This is a genomic window from Cupriavidus taiwanensis, from assembly GCF_900249755.1.
In the GTDB taxonomy this organism is placed as follows: Bacteria; Pseudomonadota; Gammaproteobacteria; order Burkholderiales; family Burkholderiaceae; genus Cupriavidus; species Cupriavidus taiwanensis_D.
On record NZ_LT976854.1, the window covers coordinates 1,737,751 to 1,756,578 of the forward strand.

Annotated in this window: 16 protein-coding genes; 12 read left to right on the forward strand and 4 right to left on the reverse strand. The window is 69.0% G+C overall.

The window, feature by feature from the left end:
* Positions 1–178: 178 nt before the first annotated feature.
* A complete protein-coding gene (locus CBM2594_RS23435; protein ID WP_116359182.1) occupies positions 179–1,453 on the reverse strand; it encodes an iron-containing alcohol dehydrogenase in 1,275 nt (424 codons plus the stop codon).
* Between the two features lie 61 nt (positions 1,454–1,514).
* Positions 1,515–2,240, reverse strand: a complete 726-nt coding sequence (locus CBM2594_RS23440) for an alpha/beta fold hydrolase (RefSeq protein WP_116359183.1) — start codon at positions 2,238–2,240, stop codon at positions 1,515–1,517.
* A gap of 137 nt (positions 2,241–2,377) precedes the next feature.
* Here CBM2594_RS23440 and CBM2594_RS23445 point away from each other — a divergent pair, with 137 nt between their 5' ends.
* The 3 genes from CBM2594_RS23445 (at position 2,378) to CBM2594_RS23455 (ending at position 6,135) form a co-directional block, all read left to right on the forward strand.
* Entirely contained in the window at positions 2,378–3,091 is a 714-nt protein-coding gene (locus CBM2594_RS23445) for a GntR family transcriptional regulator (protein ID WP_116359184.1), read from the forward strand.
* Between the two features lie 304 nt (positions 3,092–3,395).
* Positions 3,396–4,340, forward strand: a complete 945-nt coding sequence (locus CBM2594_RS23450; protein WP_116359185.1) for a DUF808 domain-containing protein — start codon at positions 3,396–3,398, stop codon at positions 4,338–4,340.
* A 418-nt stretch (positions 4,341–4,758) separates the two neighbouring features.
* On the forward strand, positions 4,759–6,135 hold the full coding sequence (locus tag CBM2594_RS23455; protein ID WP_116359186.1) for an MFS transporter: 1,377 nt from the start codon (positions 4,759–4,761) through the stop codon (positions 6,133–6,135).
* A gap of 1 nt (position 6,136) precedes the next feature.
* Here CBM2594_RS23455 and CBM2594_RS23460 read toward each other — a convergent pair whose 3' ends face one another.
* Entirely contained in the window at positions 6,137–7,126 is a 990-nt protein-coding gene (locus tag CBM2594_RS23460) for a LysR substrate-binding domain-containing protein (protein WP_116359187.1), read from the reverse strand.
* A 92-nt stretch (positions 7,127–7,218) separates the two neighbouring features.
* On the opposite strand from CBM2594_RS23460, the gene pcaH reads away from it, so the two are divergent.
* The 7 genes from pcaH (at position 7,219) to CBM2594_RS23495 (ending at position 15,353) form a co-directional block, all read left to right on the forward strand.
* Entirely contained in the window at positions 7,219–7,920 is a 702-nt protein-coding gene (gene pcaH, locus CBM2594_RS23465; RefSeq protein WP_116359188.1) for a protocatechuate 3,4-dioxygenase subunit beta, read from the forward strand.
* A gap of 4 nt (positions 7,921–7,924) precedes the next feature.
* A complete protein-coding gene (gene pcaG / locus CBM2594_RS23470) occupies positions 7,925–8,494 on the forward strand; it encodes a protocatechuate 3,4-dioxygenase subunit alpha (protein WP_116359189.1) in 570 nt (189 codons plus the stop codon).
* A 63-nt stretch (positions 8,495–8,557) separates the two neighbouring features.
* A complete protein-coding gene (locus CBM2594_RS23475; RefSeq protein WP_116359190.1) occupies positions 8,558–9,946 on the forward strand; it encodes a 3-carboxy-cis,cis-muconate cycloisomerase in 1,389 nt (462 codons plus the stop codon).
* Between the two features lie 39 nt (positions 9,947–9,985).
* Positions 9,986–11,176, forward strand: a complete 1,191-nt coding sequence (gene pcaDC / locus CBM2594_RS23480; RefSeq protein WP_116359191.1) for a bifunctional 3-oxoadipate enol-lactonase/4-carboxymuconolactone decarboxylase PcaDC — start codon at positions 9,986–9,988, stop codon at positions 11,174–11,176.
* A 100-nt stretch (positions 11,177–11,276) separates the two neighbouring features.
* A complete protein-coding gene (gene pobA / locus CBM2594_RS23485) occupies positions 11,277–12,446 on the forward strand; it encodes a 4-hydroxybenzoate 3-monooxygenase (protein WP_116359192.1) in 1,170 nt (389 codons plus the stop codon).
* A gap of 271 nt (positions 12,447–12,717) precedes the next feature.
* Positions 12,718–14,097 carry an amino acid permease gene (locus tag CBM2594_RS23490; RefSeq protein WP_116359193.1) on the forward strand — a complete coding sequence of 460 codons (1,380 nt, stop codon included), beginning with the start codon at positions 12,718–12,720 and terminating at the stop codon, positions 14,095–14,097.
* A 95-nt stretch (positions 14,098–14,192) separates the two neighbouring features.
* Positions 14,193–15,353: a glycosyltransferase gene (locus tag CBM2594_RS23495; protein ID WP_232346723.1), complete on the forward strand. Its 1,161-nt coding sequence runs from the start codon at positions 14,193–14,195 to the stop codon at positions 15,351–15,353.
* A 13-nt stretch (positions 15,354–15,366) separates the two neighbouring features.
* On the opposite strand, the gene hpnA is transcribed toward CBM2594_RS23495, so the two are convergent.
* Entirely contained in the window at positions 15,367–16,374 is a 1,008-nt protein-coding gene (gene hpnA, locus CBM2594_RS23500) for a hopanoid-associated sugar epimerase (RefSeq protein ID WP_116359194.1), read from the reverse strand.
* A 254-nt stretch (positions 16,375–16,628) separates the two neighbouring features.
* Here hpnA and ispH point away from each other — a divergent pair, with 254 nt between their 5' ends.
* Positions 16,629–17,627, forward strand: a complete 999-nt coding sequence (gene ispH / locus CBM2594_RS23505; protein WP_116359195.1) for a 4-hydroxy-3-methylbut-2-enyl diphosphate reductase — start codon at positions 16,629–16,631, stop codon at positions 17,625–17,627.
* 20 nt (positions 17,628–17,647) lie between these two features.
* Positions 17,648–18,820, forward strand: coding sequence for an adenosyl-hopene transferase HpnH (gene hpnH / locus CBM2594_RS23510; protein WP_116359196.1), 1,173 nt, complete (start codon positions 17,648–17,650; stop codon positions 18,818–18,820).
* The last annotated feature ends 8 nt before the right edge of the window (positions 18,821–18,828 follow it).

Genomic DNA, 18,828 nt, shown 5'->3' on the forward strand with positions numbered 1-18,828 from the left:
GGTTGTCTCCTGTGTCAGTGAGACGCGCTCTGTGGCGGCGCGCTTCGTAATATATTAGTTGCACATCTGTAGTGTTCAAGTAATGGTTTACCGCCACCCGAATCTGCGGCCGGGGCGAGCGCACAGGGAATGCCCGCGGAAAAGGGGGAAGAAGCGTCGAAAAAGCGCTCTGCCGGCGCTACGCTGCCCGCCGCCGTTGCACGGAGGCGCCCGCCTCAGCGGTCAGCGTGCCCGCCCACGCCTTGCGGACCATGGCGTCGTAGCGCGCGGAAACGTCGGGCACGGGAAAGGCCTTGGCCAGCCGGGCCACATCCAGTGCATCGCGCACCAGCGCGTCGACATCGCGCTGTTCGATGCCGCAATCCCGGAGAGTGGTCGGCAGGCCAACGGCCGCCACCAGCTCGCGCACCACGCCGGGCACGCGTGCCGCCGCGATATCCGGATCGGTTTCGGCGATGTCCAGCAGCCGGGCAATGGCCAGCATCTCCTCGCGGCGCACGTCGCCCAGCGCATCCAGCACGTACGGCAGCATCACCGCGTTGGTGGTGCCATGCGACAGGTGCGTCTGCCCCGCGACGGCGTAGGCAATGCCATGCACGGCGTTGAGTCCCGCACTGCCGTATGACAGCGCCGCATAGACGCTGGCATAGCTCATGCCGATGCGCGCTTCGCGGTCGCCGCCGTCCTGAACGCTGCGCAACAGGTATCGGCCGCACAAGCGGATCGATTCATGCGCGAACAGCATCGTCAGCGCGTTGCGGCCGCTGTAGCCCGGGTCCGCTTCGCCGCCGCGGTCAAAGATGGCGGAATCAAGCGTCAGGTAGGACTCGATCGCATGGGTCAGCGCATCGATGCCCGCATCCGCGGTGACGCGTGGCGGGCAGGTGTAGGTGAATTCAGGATCGACCAGCGCCACGGCCGGACGCAGCCGGTTGTCCATGACTGCCACCTTGGTTGCGTTGTCGGGATCGACCAGGATCGCGCCGGGCGTCGCCTCCGAGCCCGTGCCGGCCGTGGTGGGCATGGCAACCAGCGGCAGGATGGGGGTGCCGGCATCGATTTTGCCAAGGAACGCGCGCACGGCGCTGCCGCCGGGCAGGGTCAGGCACAACGCCTTGGCCAGGTCGATATTGCTGCCGCCGCCCAGCGCGATGACATGGTCGACCGGCACGCCGGCCAGCCGTTCGCGCACTGCCGCCGTGGCCGCGTCGCACAGCGTGGTGGTGGGATCGGGCATGCCGCCGTCATAGACCAGCAGTTCCACGCCCTGCGCGCGGGCCCCCGCGACGAGTTCGTCGACCCACGGCGTGGCGCCGGAGAAGAACGTGTCCGTCACCAGCAGGCCGCGGCGATAGCCGAGCCGGCGCAGCAGCGCGGGCAACTGGGCGCGGCATCCGGCGCCCATGACGAGCCGCGCCGGGGCGCAGAAATATACGAGGTCTTCCACTCTCATGCTGTCTCCTGTGGGGTGAGATCGGCCTGTCTGCATGGCGGGATGGCGGATGCCGGCGCCGCTATGCCGGCTGCGCGGGCCAGCGCGCCCGCAGGTGGCGCGCGATCTGCTGCGTGCGTTGCGTCAGCACGCCGTGCCCGGCGCCGTCGAGCACGAGCAATTGCGCGTCGGCAATGCCATTTGCCAGCATCGCGCCGTGGGCGAGCGGACAGTCTTCGTCTTCGCTGCCGTGGATGACCAGCGTGCGGCAACGCACCTGCGCGAGCGTGCCGCGCTGGTCGGTGTGGCGAATCGATTCCCACGTCCATGCCACGGTGCGGTGGTCCGCTGCCTCGCGCAGCCCCAGCCGCCGTTCGCGCATGGCAATGGCTTCCAGCAACGCCCCGGGCGGCGCGGGCTCGAACCACTGCACCGCATTCAGCTGCGGCGTACCGGAGACCAGCAGCAGCTCTGCAGGCACCGGCTGGCCGGGGTTCTTGCCGGCACCGGCAAGATAGGCCAGCGCCACCGAAACACCCATGCTCCATCCGGCCAGCACGAAGGTGCCGCGCACGTGGCTGCGAAGCGTGCGGCGCAAGACTTCGGCGCAGGCATCGAGCGAGCACGCCTGCGCACAGCCCGGCGCCGATGCCCCGCCGCGCCCGGGCAGGTTGGGCAGGACGAAGGTGCACCGATCGGCCAGCTGCTCCGCCAGCGGCAGCCATGCGGCGCGCGTGCCCTGGATGCCGTGCAAGGCGACCACCGTCACCGCGCCCTGCCCTACGACCAATACGTCGTCCTCCGCCATGCCGTCTCCGCACACATCTAATATATTAGTAGGATAGTAGCAGAAAACAGCGTGTGCGCAAGCTTCGGGTGCGCTGTGTACAAAAGCTGCGTACGGCTCATATACAATGGGCTTTCCTTGCTCCCAGACCCTTGGCCATGAACGCAAGAACTGCCACCCGCCCGCGCGCAGCGGCCACACCAGAGCCTGAAGAAACCGCCAGCCAGCGCGGCAAGCTGACCGACCTGGCCTATGAGCAGATCGAGGAAGCCATCGTGACGCTGCAGCTGGCGCCGGGCAGTTCGGTATCCGAGCTCCAGCTGAGCGAAATGACGGGCATCGGCCGCACGCCCATTCGCGAAGCCATCCAGCGGCTGGCGCGGGAGCACCTGATCATGGTGCTGCCGCAGCGCGGCTTGCTGATCGCGCCGATCGACGTCGGCAAGCAACTGCGCCTGCTCGAGACCCGCCGCGAAGTGGAACGCCTGATCTGCCGCTGCGCCGCCCGGCGCGCGACGCCCGAGCAGCGCGATCACTTCAAGCGGCTGGCAAAGGAATTCGAACAGTCATCGCGCCATGGCGACGATGTCGCGTTCGTCCGTGCCGATCGGGAATTCAACGAACTTTGCCTGGTGGCGGCGCGCAATGAATTCGCCGAAGGCGCCATGCGGCTGATGCACGGCCTGTCGCGCCGGTTCTGGTACCTGCACTACAAGGAAGCCGCGGACCTGCCTACCATGTCGAAGCTGCACGCCGCCGTGGCCTCGGCGATTGCGCGCGGCGAAGTCGACGGCGCCGGCGCTGCGCTCGACGCGCTGCTGGACAATATTGAGGAATTCACGCGGGCCACAGTGCTGGGCGACTATCGTTAGCCCGTGGTCCATGCACCGTGGCCGGATTGCGCCACGCCATGTCGTGCGCAAGCCTTATCCGGGCCGTGATACACGCCGGTGCGGAGGTGGTCCCCTGTTCTACAATCTCGCCGGCCGAGCCCGAAACCCCGCGATACCCACGGCACTTCCGGGCGGCCGGCCACCATGGCCGACGCCGGCGGTGCAACATCGACTGTTGCAAGGCCCGAAACCTGCTTCGTCCAGACCAACCACATCTAGGAGCATGACCGAATGACAAATTCGCTGCATGCGCGGCAGCGTTGCCGCGCGCGGAGGTCCTGACATGGCCGGTTCCAGCTTGCTGGTATTGATCGACGACATCGCCACCATCCTGGACGATGTCGCGGTGATGAGCAAAATGGCGGCCAAGAAGACCGCGGGCGTGCTGGGCGATGACCTGGCGCTGAATGCGCAGCAGGTCAGCGGCGTCAGGGCGGAGCGCGAGCTGCCGGTGGTATGGGCGGTCGCGCTGGGGTCGATCCACAACAAGGTGATCCTGGTGCCGGCGGCGCTGGCGATCAGCGCCTGGGCCCCGTGGGCCGTGGTGCCGTTGCTGATGGTGGGTGGCGCGTTCCTTTGCTACGAAGGCTTTGAAAAACTGGCACACCGGTTCTTGCACAGCAAGGCCGAGGACGCCGCCCACCATGCCCGTAAAGTCCAGGCCGTGGCGGACCCGGCCGTCGACATGGTGGCCTTCGAGAAAGAGAAGATCAAAGGCGCGGTCCGCACCGACTTCATCCTGTCGGCGGAGATCATCGTGATCTCGCTGGGCACGGTCGCCAACGCTCCTTTCGGACAGCGGCTCGCGGTCTTGTGCGCGATCGCGGTGATCATGACGGTCGGCGTCTATGGCCTGGTGGCGGGAATCGTCAAGCTCGATGACGCGGGCCTGTACCTGAGCAAGCAGGCATCGGCGGCACTGCGCTGGCTGGGGCAAGGCCTGCTGCGGCTGGCGCCGCTGCTGATGAAGACCTTGTCGTTCGCCGGGACGGCGGCGATGTTCCTGGTCGGCGGCGGCATCCTGATGCACGGCATCCCGGCCATGCACCACGTGACCGAAGCCGTGGCCCTGGCTGCGGCTGGGGTGCCGGCAGTCGGCGGCGTGCTGGCGGTGCTGGCGCCGGTGCTGCTCGACGGCATTGCCGGCATCGTCGCCGGGGGGCTGGTGCTGGCGGTAGTGAGCGTGGTGAAGGCGGGAATGCGGGCAGTGCGCCCTTCGGCGGGCTAGTTGCTGGCAGTGGCGGCATCAGGACGCGCACTGGTGACCGCTTTGCACATCGTAACCACGGCGTCATGGCCTGGAGCATGACATTTGCCGTGGTGACGATGAAATTTGCGCATATAGCGCGAATGCCCGCCAACCTGCACGGCACCGGATTGCGCGATACCTCGAACGCCCCGCGCTTTCCCTGGCATCCGCCCGTTCCTTCCGGCAATTTCTGTTCGCATAACCGGCGATATTCGGCGCCGGCTCAAAGTCCCGGCTAACCGATCGGTGCCCCGATGCAGGGGGTTAACCCGGGTTCTGGCCGTCGTTGTCCCGCACCTACCATCCGTTCCTGTTGGGAGCCATCGTTCGCGATTAGAACAACGGTTCGCCGCTCACGCGCAGCCGTTCCCACGGCCCCATTCCAACGGAGACAAAGGTGCCCCACTCCAACCCGACAAGCGGTAACGTCACGGACGTCCAGGCCTTGATCGACGAACGGCCGTTCACCGGCTACCAATGGCTGATCCTGATCCTGTGTTTCCTGATCGTCGCGGTCGACGGCTTCGACACCGCCGCCATCGGCTATATCGCGCCGGCGCTGGTGCAGGACTGGGACATCCAGAAATCGTCGCTGGGCCCGGTGATGAGTGCCGCGCTGTTCGGGCTGGCCTTTGGCGCGCTCTTTGCCGGGCCGCTCGCTGATCGCATCGGCCGCAAGCGGGTGCTGGTGGTTTCGGTTTTCTTCTTCGGGCTCTGCAGCCTGGCCACCGCCTATGCGCCCAGCCTGGGCTGGCTGACGGCATGGCGTTTCCTGACCGGCCTGGGGCTGGGCGCCGCCATGCCGAACGCGGTGACGCTGACCGCCGAGTTCGCGCCGCAGCGCCGCCGCGCGGTGCTGGTGAACACCATGTTCTGCGGCTTTCCGCTTGGGTCCGCGCTGGGCGGCTTTATCGCGGCGGCGATGATTCCGCATTTCGGCTGGCACAGCGTGCTGCTGGTGGGCGGCGTGGTGCCGGTTGTGCTGGCCTGCGTGCTGGTCCTGCTGCTGCCGGAATCGGTGCGCTATATGGTGCTGCGCCGCTATCCGGCCGAACAGATCGGCAAGGTGCTGCAGCGCGTCACCGGTGTGCTGCCGGCGGCAACGACCAGCTATGTCATCGGAGAGCAGGCGCCTGCAGCACGGTCGGGCGTGGGGACGGTGCTGTCGCCGGGCTACCGTCTGGGATCGGCCATGCTGTGGGCCACGTATTTCATGGGCCTGCTGATCTTCTATCTGCTGACCAGCTGGATGCCCACGCTGATGAAGGACGCCGGCTTCTCGATCCAGCGCGCGTCGTTCCTGACCGCGCTGTTTCCGCTCGGCGGCGGCATCGGCACCATTGCCGCGGGCTGGCTGATGGACCGCTTCAACCCGAACAAGGTCATTGCGCTGGCCTACGCCATTACCGGCGCGCTGATCTGCGCCGTGGGCCAAGGCAGCGGCAACCAGTGGCTGCTGGGCGTGCTGATCTTCCTCGCCGGCACGGCGATGAACGGCGCGCAGTCGTCCATGCCCTCGCTGGCCGCGGCGTTCTATCCGACCCAGGGGCGCGCCACGGGCGTGGCGTGGATGCTTGGTATCGGCCGCTTCGGCGGCATTGCCGGCGCGCTGCTCGGCGCGGAACTGCTGCGGCTGCAACTGGGCTTCGACACCATCTTCACGCTGCTGTCCCTGCCTGCGCTGCTGGCCGCGGGCGCGCTGCTGGCGAAGCATGCCTGCACCCGCCCGGCGCCGGCTGGCGAGAGCGGTGGCCGGGCGGTCGCCTCGCACTGAGCTAAGGCGCGCCGCGCGCGCCGCGTGCGTTGTCCGGATGCGCGGCCGCGCGGATGCAATCGGCCAGCGCCTCTGCCATCGGGGTCAGGGTGCGGTCCTTGTGCCGCAGCAGGCCGACCGGCTCTTCCGTGCCCTGGATATCGATGGCGAGCGCGACCAGGCTGCCCTGATCCGTCGCGCGCCGGCCGGCCGACATCGGCGCGATCCACACGGCGTCGCTCTGCTCGGTCAGCAGCCGCCCCAGGTAGGCATCCGAGGTTTCCATGCAGTGGTCCGGCAGGCGCAGGCCATGGCGTGCCAGCAGGCTTTCGGTGTTGTGCCGCGGAATCGAGCCCGCGGCCGGAACGACCAGCGGCCACGCCAGGCAGTCCAGCAAGGTGGGGCGCGACGCCTGCGCCAGTGCATGGGCGGGACGGACCGCCGCCACCAGCGGGTCCGGACCCAGCGACTCGAACCACAGGCTTTCCATGACCACCGGGTCATCCATGCGGCCGATCGCGAGGTCCAGCACGTCGGCCTTGAGCTGGTCGATCAGGTTGCGGTTCATGCCGGCCTGGACGGCAAGGCCGACGTCGGGATGCGCGGCGCGGAAGCGCAGCAGCGCCTCGGTCAATACCGCGGGCACCACGCTGGGCAGCGCGCCCAGGCGGATACGTTCCAGCGGCCGCGCCTGCTCGCCGATGACGCTGCCGGCGGCGGCGTCGATGTCGGCCAGGATGCGCAGCGCGTGACGCAGGAAACGCGTGCCCGCCGTGGTCAGTTCGGTACCCGCCCGGCGCCGCAGCAGCAGCTGGCTGCCGGCCAGCTCTTCCAGTTCGCTCAGGGTCTTGGAGACCGCCGGCTGGGTCAGCCCGAGGCGGTCAGCGGCACGCCCCAGGTGCTGGGTCTGCGATACCGCCACGAAGCAGTACAGATGCCGCAGGCGCACGCGGTTGCGAAAGATGTCCTGTGCGGCCGGCCCCGGGGGCTTCGCGTCCTGCGATGGTTTCATATCGAAAATTCATCTAACTTGTCCAATATCTCAATTTACATGACTTTGCGTGTCTCCTAAAGTCATTCCACCCACCGACACGGAGACAACCGATGCCTCGCACGGCCCCCTACCGCCGTCCCTACTGGGACACCCAGCCCGCCTACCGCTTCGATCCCTATGCCTCGACCGCGCTGCGCTCGCCGTCCCAGCCGCTGGTCCGGATCGGGCAGTCGCTGTCCGAAGTGACCGGCCCGTGCTTCGGCGCCGAGTTCGTGCGCGCCGGCGACAACGACCTGACGATCGGCAACGGCGGCGAGCCGATCGGCGAGCGCATCCTGGTCACGGGCCGCGTGCTCGACGAGAACGGCCGCCCGGTGCCGAACGCGCTGATCGAGATCTGGCAGGCCAACGCCGCCGGCCGCTACGTGCACAAGCGCGACCAGCACGACGCCCCGCTCGATCCGCATTTCTCCGGCGAAGGGCGCGTGGTGACCGATGCCAGCGGCCGCTACCAGTTCAAGACCATCAAGCCCGGCGCCTATCCCTGGCGCAACCACCACAACGCCTGGCGGCCGCAGCATATCCACTTCTCGCTGTTCGGTAACGCGTACGCCACGCGGCTGGTGACGCAGATGTATTTCCCCGGCGACCCGCTGCTGCCGTTCGATCCGATCTTCAACTGCGTACCGGACGAGAAGGCGCGCGATCGGCTGATCGCCAGCCTCGACTGGGAGACCACGCAGCCGGAGTTCGCGCTGGGCTACCGTTTCGATATCGTGCTGCGTGGCCGCGATGCCACGCCGATGGAGTAAGACCATGCTGTATGCCACCGCTTCGCAGACCGTCGGCCCTTACCTGCATATCGGCCTGAGCGGCCTGAACTGCGCCGACCTGACCGCCGACGCCCCGGAACTCGCCGGCCAGCGCATCGTCATCGAAGGCCGCGTGACCGATGGCCTGGGCGCGCCGGTGCCCGACGGCATGGTCGAGATCTGGCAGGCCAACCCGGCCGGCCGCTACCGCCATCCCGAGGACACGCGCGAGCTGCCGCTGGTGCCGGGCTTCACCGGCTTCGGCCGCGTGCCCACCGCCGAGGACGGCTCGTTCCGCTTCGTCACCGTCAAGCCGGGCGCGGTGCCCGGCGAAGACGGCAAGCCGCAGGCGCCGCACATCGTGGTGTCGGTTTTTATGCGCGGGCTGCTCAGGCACGTGGCCACGCGCATGTACTTTCCTGACGAGGCGGCCGCCAATGCCGCCGACGGCGTGCTGGCACGCGTGCCGGCCGATCGGCGCGGCACGCTGATCGCCGCCGCGCAGGCCAACGGCACGCTGCGCTGGGACGTGGTGCTGCAGGGTCCCGGCGAGACGGTGTTCTTCGACATCTGACGTTCCCTGCAACCCGCTGCCGCCGCGCAACGACGCGGCGGCACACTTGTTCCGCGCCCCCACATGCCAGGTTCTTCCCGCCTCACCGATCCGATGTCAGGCACCCCGGCCACGCTGGAGATCTTCTCCGATAGCGGCATGGTGCAACGCATGCTGGCCGTCGAAGCCGCGCTGGCCCGGGCCGAAGCGCGCTGTGGCGTGATTCCCGCCGCGGCGGCATCGGTCATCACCGAAGTCTGCGCCGACCCTGCCGTAATCGACCTGGCAACGCTCGCACAGCACGCCGTCGCCGCCGGCAACCTGGCGATTCCCTTCGTCAGGCAGCTGACCGCCGCGGTGGCCGCGCGCGACGCCGACGCGGCGCGCTTCGTCCACTGGGGCGCGACCAGCCAGGACATCCTGGACACGGCGCTGGTGTTGCAGCTTGGCGATGCGCTGCCCGCGCTTCAGGCAGACCTGCTCGCGCTCGGGCACGCGTGCGCCGCGCTGGCGCAGGACCACCGCGACACGCCGATGGTCGCCCGCACCTGGCTGCAGCACGCCTTGCCCACCACCTTCGGCCTGAAGGCCGCCGGCTGGCTGGACGCGCTGCGCCGCGACCTGGCGCGACTGGACGCGGCGCAGCGCCACGCCGGCGCGCTGCAGTTCGGCGGCGCGGCGGGCACGCTGGCCAGCCTGGGCGCATCGGCGCCGGCGGTGGCGCGTGAGCTGGCCGCTGAACTCAGGCTAGACCTGCCCGCCCTGCCCTGGCACGCCCAGCGCGACCGCCTGGTCGAGGTGGCAACCAGCCTCGGCATGCTCACCGGCACTCTCGGCAAGATCGCGCGCGATCTGTCGCTGATGATGCAGACCGAAGTCGCCGAAGCGGCCGAACCTTCCGGCCCGGGGCGCGGCGGCTCCAGCACCATGCCGCACAAACGCAACCCGGTGGGCTGCGCCGCCGTGCTGAGCGCAGCCGTGCGGATGCCGCAGTTGGTCGCGACCATGCTGGCCGGCATGGTGCAGGAGCATGAGCGCGCGCTGGGCGGCTGGCAGGCGGAATGGGACACCTTGCCGCAGATCGTCACGCTGGCCGCCGGGGCGCTGCGCCAGATGGTCGAGGTGGCCGCCGGCCTGCAGGTGGATACCGCCCGCATGCGTGCCAACCTCGACCTGACGCACGGACTGATCCTTGGCGAGGCCGCGATGCTCGAACTCGGCAGCCGCATCGGCCGGCTCGAAGCGCATCACGTGGTCGAGCAGGCGTCGCGCCGCGCGGTCTCAAACCAGTCCACCCTGCGCGAGGCGCTGGCGCAGACGCTCGGCGACAACCCGGCCCACGCCGGGCTGCTCGACGATGCCGCACTCGACCGGCTGGCCGATCCCGCCAACTATGCCGGCCAGTCCGCCACCTTCGCGGACGCCGCGGTGCTGGCATGGCACGCGGCGCTGGCGCAGCGCGACGCCGACTGATCCAACAACTCGCCCCCGACCAGACTCCAGGAGACCGCCTTGCCCTTTCTCGACCACGCCGGTGCCCGGCTTTTCTACACCGTCGACGGCCCGGACCATGCGCCCGCCATCGTCTTCTCCAATTCGCTCGGCACCGACCACACCATGTGGCAGCCGCAGGCCGACGCGCTGGCCGGGCGCTTCCGCGTGGTGCGCTACGACACGCGCGGCCACGGACGCTCGAACGCGTCGGGCGACGCCTTCACCATCGATCAGCTGGGCGGCGACGTGCTGGCCATCCTCGATGCGCTGGGCATCGGACAGGCCGTCTTCTGCGGCGTGTCGCTGGGCGGGCTGACCGGCATGTGGCTGGGCGTGCATGCACCCCAGCGCTTCCGCAGGATCGTGCTGGCCAATACCGCGGCCAGGATCGGCGATGCCGACAGCTGGAACACCCGCATCGGGAACGTGCTGCGCGACGGCATGGCCATGATGGTGGAGCCGTCGATGCAGCGCTGGTTCACGCCGGACTTTGCCGCCAGCGCCAGCCGTGCGCTCGATCCGCTGCGCGCGACGCTGGCCGGGCTGGACCCGCGCGGCTATGCCGCCTGCTGCGCGGCGGTGCGCGATGCGGATTTCCGCGAGGCCGTGCGCACCATCACGGTTCCGGTGCTGGTGATCGCCGGCAGCGACGATCCGTCGACCACCGCGCAGCAAGGCCGCGAACTGGCCGCAGCGATTCCGGACGCGCGCTTCGTCGAACTGCCGGCCGCGCATATTTCGAATATCGAGCAAGCGGGCCGCTTCACCGCGGCGCTGCTCGACTTCATCCACGGCCGCCTGCCCGTTACCGACGACACCGCCCGCTACGAGTCCGGCCTGGCGGTGCGGCGCGAGGTGCTGGGCAACGCGCACGTCGACCGCTCGCTGGCGCAACTGTCGCCGCTCAACGAAGAATTCCAGCACCTGATCACGCGCTATGCCTGGGGCGAGATCTGGACCCGCGAAGGCTTGCCGCGGCACACGCGCAGCCTGCTGACCATTGCCATGATGGTGGCGCTGAACCGCCCGGACGAACTCAGGCTGCACCTGCGCGCCGCCGCCAACAACGGCGTGACCCGCCAGCAGATCAAGGAAGTGCTGCTGCAGACCGCCATCTACTGCGGCGTGCCGGCCGCCAATGCGGCTTTCCATCTGGCCGGGGAAGTGTTCGCGGCCATGGACGACGCGGCCGGCAAGCCACCGGCCTGAACGCACTGAGGCCAAGACCACAACGCCGGCTATGCCCGCCCCCCCGGCGAACGCAAGCGCGCGCGCCCAGCCATCAGAACCACGCATACGGAGACAAGCCATGCGTACCCAGGTTGCCATCATCGGCGCCGGCCCCGCCGGACTGCTGCTCGGGCAATTGCTCGGCAAGGCCGGCATCGACAACATCATCGTTGAGCAACGCAGTCCCGATTACGTGCTGGGGCGGATCCGCGCCGGCATCCTGGAATGCGGGACCGTGCAGGCGCTGGAGCGCGCCGGCGCCGCGGCGCGGCTGCATGACGAAGGCCTGCCGCACGAAGGCATCGAGCTGTCATGGCATGGCCGCCGCCATCGCATCGACCTGCACGCGCTCACCGGACGCAAGGTCACGGTGTACGGCCAGACCGAGGTCACCCGCGACCTGATGGCCGCGCGCGAGGCCCTGGGCGCGCGCACCATCTATGAGGCCGACGGCGTCAGCCTGCACGGTTTCGACGGCGAGCGCCCGCTGGTGCGCTATCGCAAGGATGGCAGCACGCACGAGATTGCATGCGACTACATTGCCGGCTGCGACGGCTTTCACGGTGTCAGCCGGCAAAGCGTGCCGCCGGCATCGATGCGCCAGTTCGAACGGGTCTACCCGTTCGGATGGCTCGGGGTCCTCTCCGATACGCCCCCGCTTGCGGACGAGCTGGTCTACGCCAGCCACGAGCGCGGTTTCGCGCTGTGCAGCATGCGTTCGCGCACGCGCAGCCGCTACTACGTGCAGGTGCCGTCGAGCGAGCGCGTGGAAGACTGGTCGGACGAGCGCTTCTGGAACGAATTGCGCAGCCGGCTCGATCCGCAAGCCGCCGCGTCGCTGCAGACCGGCCCCGCGCTCGAGAAAAGCATCGCCCCGTTGCGCAGCTTCGTGTGCGAGCCGCTGCGCTTCGGCCGGCTGTTCCTTGCCGGGGACGCCGCGCATATCGTGCCGCCCACCGGCGCCAAGGGCCTGAACCTTGCCGCGGGCGACGTGGCCAGTCTTTCCGATGCCCTCACGGCGCGCTACCGCGACAACGACCCGGCCGCGCTGGACACCTACTCCGAGACGCGCCTGCGCCGCATCTGGAAGGCCGAGCGTTTCTCGTGGTGGATGACTTCGCTGCTGCACCGGTTTGCCGATGCCGATGGTTTCTCGTCGCGCATCCAGCAGGCGGAACTGGAAGAGCTGGTGGGGTCCGAAGCCGCGTGCCGGGCGCTGGCGGAGAACTATGTCGGGCAACCGCTCTGAAGGGCAAAGGCATGTCCCGCGCCGACGGCTGAAGGGCCGGCCCGGTGCGGGGCGCGCACGCCTGGCAGGACATTGCGCGCCAGCCGCAGCATCTTGCAAGCTCAGCATTTTTTCCTGTCTTTGCGCTTCATTTCAGCAACAAATATCCCCGCGATCTGATTAACCTGCCGGCTCTTTTCCGTTTGCGCGCGCCGCAAGCGCGAAATTCCGCTGCCCGCGCCAGCCCCACAAGGGCCGCGCGGCCATTCAGATGACACGGAGACAACGACACATGAGTGCAAGCGCAGAGCATCTGCAACGCGGCCTGGGCGAACGCCATATCCGGCTGATGGCGCTGGGTTCGGCCATCGGCGTAGGCCTGTTCCTGGGCGCCGGCAATGCCATCAAGATGGCCGGACCCGCCATCATGCTGGCCTACCTGATCGGCGGCGCGGTGATCTTCCTGATCATGCGCGCGCTGGGCGAGATGGCCGTGCACAACCCGGTGGCGGGTTCGTTCTGCCGCTACGCGCAGGACCACATGGGCCCGCTGGCGGGCTACCTGACCGGCTGGAACTACTGGTTCCTGTGGCTGGTGACCTGTGTCGCCGAAATTACCGCCGTGGCCATCTACATGGGCATGTGGTTCCCCGACGTGCCGCGCTGGATCTGGGCGCTGGCGGCGCTGGCGGCGATGGGCTCGGTCAACCTGATGGCGGTCAAGGCCTACGGCGAGTTCGAGTTCTGGTTCGCCATGATCAAGATCGTCACCATCGTGCTGATGCTGATCGGCGGCGGCGCGATGATCGTGTTCGGCTTCGGCAACGGCGGCGTGGCCACCGGCATCTCCAACCTGTGGGCGCACGGCGGCTTTATGCCCAATGGCGCGTCGGGCGTGCTGATGTCGCTGCAGATGGTGATGTTCGCCTACCTCGGCGTCGAGATGATCGGCCTGACCGCCGGCGAGGCGCGCAATCCGAAGAAGTCGATCCCGGACGCGATCAACTCGGTGTTCTGGCGCATCCTGATTTTCTACGTCGGCGCGCTGTTCGTGATCCTCGCGCTGTACCCGTGGAACGAGATCGGCGCGCAGGGCAGCCCGTTCGTGCTGACCTTCGAGCGCCTGGGCATCAAGACCGCCGCCGGCATCATCAACTTCGTGGTGCTGACCGCGGCGCTGTCGTCGTGCAACGGCGGCATCTTCAGCACCGGGCGCATGCTGTACAACCTGGCGCAGCAGGGCCAGGCGCCGGCCGCGTTCGCCCGCGTCGACCGCAACGGCGTGCCGCGCCGCGCGCTGCTGGTGTCGATCGCCGCGCTGCTGGCGGGCGTGCTGCTCAACTACCTGGTGCCGGAGAAGGTCTTTGTCTGGGTGACCGCGATCTCCACCTTCGGCGCGGTCTGGACCTGGGCCATCATCCTGGTCACGCAGATCCAGTTCCGCCGCTCGCTGGCGCCGGCGGCACGCCAGGCGCTGGCGTTCCGCATGCCGTTCTGGCCGTATGGCTCGTATATCGCGCTGGCGTTCCTGGCGCTGGTGGTGGCGCTGATGGCCTACTTCCCCGATACGCGCGTGGCGCTGTACGTGGGGCCGGGCTGGCTGGTGCTGCTGACGGTGTGCTACTACGCGCTCGACATGCGCTCGCGCGGGCCGGTAAGCTACCGCGCCTGAGCCACCGGCGGGTCCGCGCCCCAACGGCGGGCCCGCGCCCGCCGGCTGGCCATCGCCTAAAATGGCCCCCGAACCATGCCACCGCAGGGGGCCGCATGACTGAGACCACCGTGCCCGGCGCCGCCATGGCGCTGTCGCTGCTGTCGCTCGCGATCTGGGCGGTGCTGCTGTTCGGGCGCGCCGGATTCTGGCGCGCGCGCAAGCCGCCGGCCGCGCCGGCGCCGGCGCACTGGCCGGAAGTGGTCGCCATCATTCCCGCGCGCGACGAGGCCGATGTCATCGGCAGCGCGGTCGCGGCGGTGCTGGGCCAGCGCTACCCGGGCCCACTCGCGCTGGTGGTGGTGGACGACCACAGTACCGACGGCACCGCCGATATCGCCCGCGCCGCCGCGGCGACCACCGCGCGCCCGCACGCGCTCACCGTCATCGGCGCGCGCGAGTTGCCCGCCGGCTGGAGCGGCAAGGTCTGGGCCCAGTCCGAAGGCCTGGCCGCCGCCGACCGGATCGCCCCACAGGCACGCTATGTCTGGCTGACCGATGCCGACATCCGCCACGGGCCGGGCGTGCTGGCCGCGCTGGTCGCGCGCGCCGAGTCCGAGCGGCGCGACCTGGTCTCGCTGATGGTGCGGCTGCGCTGCGTCTCGGCGTGGGAGCGGCTGGTGGTGCCGGCCTTTGTCTTTTTCTTCGCCAAGCTCTACCCGTTCGCCCGCGTGCGCGATCCGCGCAGCCGCGTTGCCGCCGCGGCGGGCGGCTGCATGCTGGCAAGCCGCGCGGCGCTGGCGCGCATCGGCGGCTTTGCCGCGATCCGCGGCGAGCTGATCGACGACTGCAGCCTGGCCGCGCGCATCAAGCCCGGCGGCGCGATCCGGCTCGACCTGGCCGACGACAGCGTGTCGCTGCGGCCCTATGACGGCTGGCGCAGCCTGTGGGACATGATCGCGCGCAGCGCCTACACGCAATTGCGCTATTCACCGCTGCGGCTGGCAGGCGCGGTCGCGGGCATGGCGCTGACCTACCTGGTGCCGCCGGTGCTGGCGCTGGGCTGGCGGCTGTGGCCGGCATGGCTGGCGTGGGCCGCGATGGCGCTGGCCTACCTGCCGATGCTGCGCGAGTACCGGCAGCCGTGGTGGCTGGCGCCGCTGCTGCCGGTCACGGCGCTGTTCTATCTGGGGGCGACCATCGACTCGGCGCGGCGCTACCGGCTGCGTCGCGGCGGGCAGTGGAAGGGCCGCAGCCAGGCGCCGCTGCGCCCGTAAGCGCGCAGCCGGATCACGGGTTGCCCAGGTATCCGTGCGCGCGGAACCACGCCAGCGCGTCGCGCAGCCCGTCCTGGTACGGGCGCGGCTGATATCCCAGCTCCTTGCGCGCCTTGTCCGAAGTAAAGAACATCCGGTAGCGGGACATATTGAGTCCATCGACAGTCAGGAACGGGGCCTTGCCCGTGAGCCGCGCCGCCGCTTCCGCGCCGTAGGCCAGCGGATACAGCGGCCAGCGCGGCAGCTGCAGCGTCGGCGGGCGCCGGCCGCACAGTTCGGCGATATCGCGCAGCATCTGCTGCAGCATCACGTCCTGCCCGCCCAGGATGTAGCGCTCGCCGGTGCGGCCGCGCTCCAGCGCCAGCAAATGCCCCTCGGCCACGTCGTCCACATGGGCCAGGTTCAGCCCGGTATCGACGAAGGCCGGGATCTTGCCGGTGGCGGCCTCGACGATGATGCGGCCGGTCGGCGTGGGCCGCACGTCGCGCGGGCCGATGGGCGTGGACGGGTTGACGATGACCGCCGGCAGGCCGTGTTCGGCGATCCGTTGCTCGACCACGCGCTCGGCCAGCACCTTGCTGCGCTTGTACGCGCCGATGGCCTCGTGCGGGCGCAGCGCCGCGGTCTCGTCCACCGGCGCCTGCGCGCCGGCGACGCGCAGCGTCGCCACGCTGCTGGTATAGACCACGCGCTCGACGCCGGCCCGCTGCGCGGCTTCCATCACCGCCAGGGTGCCGTCGACGTTGGTGCGCACGATGTCTTCCGGGTCGCGCGCCCACAGCCGGTAGTCGGCGGCAACATGGAACAGGTAGCGCACGCCCTGCAGCGCCGCGGCCACCGCCGCGGCATCGCGCATGTCGCCCTGAACCACGTTCACCGGCAGCCCGGCAAGATTGGTGCGGGGGCTGTGCGCGCGCACCAGCACGCGCACGCGCCAGCCGCGCGCCAGCGCCTGGCGCGCCACCGCCGATCCCAGGAAACCCGCTGCCCCTGTCACCAGCACGTCATCGATTTTGGTCATCAACCCGTTTCCCGTAAGACGGCATTGCCGGCACCGGCCCTGCGCCGATCATGGCGGCGCCAGACAAAGCCGGCGTGTCGGGTATATAGTAACCACCGTGCGAGGAAAATGTGATCCGCGGCGGATCTCCGGTGGGTCTGGCTTGATACCGGGCATCGCTGCCGGGCATCGCTTCGGGCATCGTCCGGGGCATCGTTTTCCGTTGCGCGATCCCAAACACTGAAACCCGTAGCAAAGGGTCGGGGGCCTACTCCATGCAGGTGATTCTTGCTCAGCCCCGGGGCTTCTGTGCCGGCGTGGTGCGCGCGATCGAGATCGTCGACCGCGCCCTCGTCAAGCACGGTGCGCCGGTGTTCGTGCGGCATGAGATCGTGCATAACAAGCACGTCGTACAGGGACTGAAAGACAAGGGCGCGCGTTTCGTCGAGGAACTGGACGAAGTGCCGGCCGGCGCGGTGACCATCTTCAGCGCGCACGGGGTGTCGCGCGCGGTGGTCGCCGATGCCAGCCAGCGCCAGCTGCATGCCATTGACGCCACCTGCCCGCTGGTGATCAAGGTCCACACCCAGGGCCGCCAGTACGCCGCCAGCGGCCGCACGGTAATCCTGATCGGCCATGCCGGCCACCCCGAGGTCGAAGGCACCATGGGCCAGATCCCGGGCAAGGTGATCCTGGTGCAGAACGAGGCCGACGTCGCCAGGCTCGACCTGCCCGACGACACCCCGGTTGCCTACGTCACCCAGACCACGCTGAGCGTGGACGACACCCGCAACATCATCTCTGCCCTCGCACGGCGCTTCAGCAACCTGGTCGGCCCCGATACGCGCGACATCTGCTACGCCACGCAGAACCGCCAGAGCGCGGTGCGCGACCTGTGCAAGCTGGCCGACGTGATCCTGGTGATCGGCGCGACCAACAGCTCCAACTCCAACCGCCTGCGCGAGATCGGCACCGAAAGCGGCGTGCCCAGCTACCTGATCGCCGATGGCAGCGAACTCGACCCGGCCTGGGTGCGCGACGCCAACGTGGTCGGCATCACCGCGGGCGCGTCGGCGCCCGAGGCCATGGTCGAAGACGTGATCGCGGCGCTGCGCCGGCTGGGCCCGGTCGAAGTGAGCACCATGGCCGGGCGCGAAGAGCATGCCGAATTCCGGCTGCCGCCCGAGCTGGCCGACGTGAAGCCGCCATCGGCATCCCTCCAGTCCGGCACCGATCCCGCGCCGGCCCCCGCCAACGAGAACATTGCAGGCTGAACCAACCAGAGGAAGCTGTCGTGGCCATTCCGCTCCTGCAGGTTGCCCGCGTGGGCGCCTATATCGTCGGCAAGCACCTGTCGCGGCAAAAGCGCTACCCGCTTGCGCTGATGCTGGAACCGCTGTTCCGCTGCAACCTGGCGTGCTCGGGCTGCGGCAAGATCGATTACCCGGATCCCATCCTGAACCAGCGCCTGTCGGTGCAGGAATGCCTGGAGGCGGTCGATGAGTGCGGGGCGCCGGTGGTTTCCATTGCCGGCGGCGAGCCGCTGCTGCACAAGGACATGCCGCAGATCGTGCAGGGCATCATCGCGCGGCGCAAGTTTGTCTACCTGTGCACCAATGCGCTGCTGATGGAAAAGAAGCTGGACCAGTACCAGCCCAGCCCGTATTTCATCTGGTCGGTGCACCTGGACGGCGACCGCGAGATGCACGACCGCTCGGTGTGCCAGGAAGGCGTGTACGACCGCTGCGTCGAGGCGATCCGCGCGGCCAAGGCCCGCGGCTTCCGCGTCAATATCAATTGCACGCTGTTCAACGACGCGCAGCCCGAGCGCGTGGCGAAGTTCTTCGACTCGGTCAAGGCGCTGGGCGTCGATGGCATCACCGTGTCGCCGGGCTATGCCTATGAACGCGCGCCGGACCAGCAGCACTTCCTGAACCGCGGCAAGACCCGCCAGCTGTTCCGCGACATCCTCAGCCGCGGCCGCGCGGGCAAGAACTGGGCGTTCAGCCAGTCGACGCTGTTCCTGGACTTCCTTGCCGGCAACCAGACCTACCACTGCACCCCGTGGGGCAACCCGGCACGCACGGTATTCGGCTGGCAGCGCCCGTGCTACCTGGTGGGCGAAGGCTATGCCGCGACCTTCCGCGAGCTGATGGAAGAGACCGACTGGGACGCCTACGGCACCGGCAACTACGAGAAATGCGCCGACTGCATGGTGCACAGCGGCTACGAAGCCACCGCCGTCGCCGACACCTTTGCCCATCCGCTCAAGGCGCTCGGCGTCAGCCTGCGCGGCGTGCGCACCAGCGGCCCGATGGCGCCGGACATTGCGCTGGACCGGCAGCGGCCGGCGGAATACGTGTTCTCGCGCCACGTCGAGATCAAGCTCGAGGAAATCCAGCGCAAGCGCCCGTCTTCCAACCGGCCGCGGGCGGCCGAGGCGCCGGCCGGGGCCGCCACGCACTGAAGCCATCG

Bases quoted from the DNA above. Each gene is read 5' to 3' on its own strand.
- CBM2594_RS23495 (WP_232346723.1), top strand. From the start codon at position 14,193: ATGACTGAGACCACCGTGCCCGGCGCCGCCATGGCGCTGTCGCTGCTG.
- CBM2594_RS23460 (WP_116359187.1), bottom strand. From the start codon at position 7,126: ATGAAACCATCGCAGGACGCGAAGCCCCCGGGGCCGGCCGCACAGGAC.
- ispH (WP_116359195.1), top strand. From the start codon at position 16,629: ATGCAGGTGATTCTTGCTCAGCCCCGGGGCTTCTGTGCCGGCGTGGTG.
- pcaH (WP_116359188.1), top strand. From the start codon at position 7,219: ATGCCTCGCACGGCCCCCTACCGCCGTCCCTACTGGGACACCCAGCCC.
- CBM2594_RS23445 (WP_116359184.1), top strand. From the start codon at position 2,378: ATGAACGCAAGAACTGCCACCCGCCCGCGCGCAGCGGCCACACCAGAG.
- hpnA (WP_116359194.1), bottom strand. From the start codon at position 16,374: ATGACCAAAATCGATGACGTGCTGGTGACAGGGGCAGCGGGTTTCCTG.
- CBM2594_RS23440 (WP_116359183.1), bottom strand. From the start codon at position 2,240: ATGGCGGAGGACGACGTATTGGTCGTAGGGCAGGGCGCGGTGACGGTG.
- pcaG (WP_116359189.1), top strand. From the start codon at position 7,925: ATGCTGTATGCCACCGCTTCGCAGACCGTCGGCCCTTACCTGCATATC.
- CBM2594_RS23475 (WP_116359190.1), top strand. From the start codon at position 8,558: ATGCCAGGTTCTTCCCGCCTCACCGATCCGATGTCAGGCACCCCGGCC.
- CBM2594_RS23490 (WP_116359193.1), top strand. From the start codon at position 12,718: ATGAGTGCAAGCGCAGAGCATCTGCAACGCGGCCTGGGCGAACGCCAT.
- CBM2594_RS23435 (WP_116359182.1), bottom strand. From the start codon at position 1,453: ATGAGAGTGGAAGACCTCGTATATTTCTGCGCCCCGGCGCGGCTCGTC.
- CBM2594_RS23450 (WP_116359185.1), top strand. From the start codon at position 3,396: ATGGCCGGTTCCAGCTTGCTGGTATTGATCGACGACATCGCCACCATC.
- pobA (WP_116359192.1), top strand. From the start codon at position 11,277: ATGCGTACCCAGGTTGCCATCATCGGCGCCGGCCCCGCCGGACTGCTG.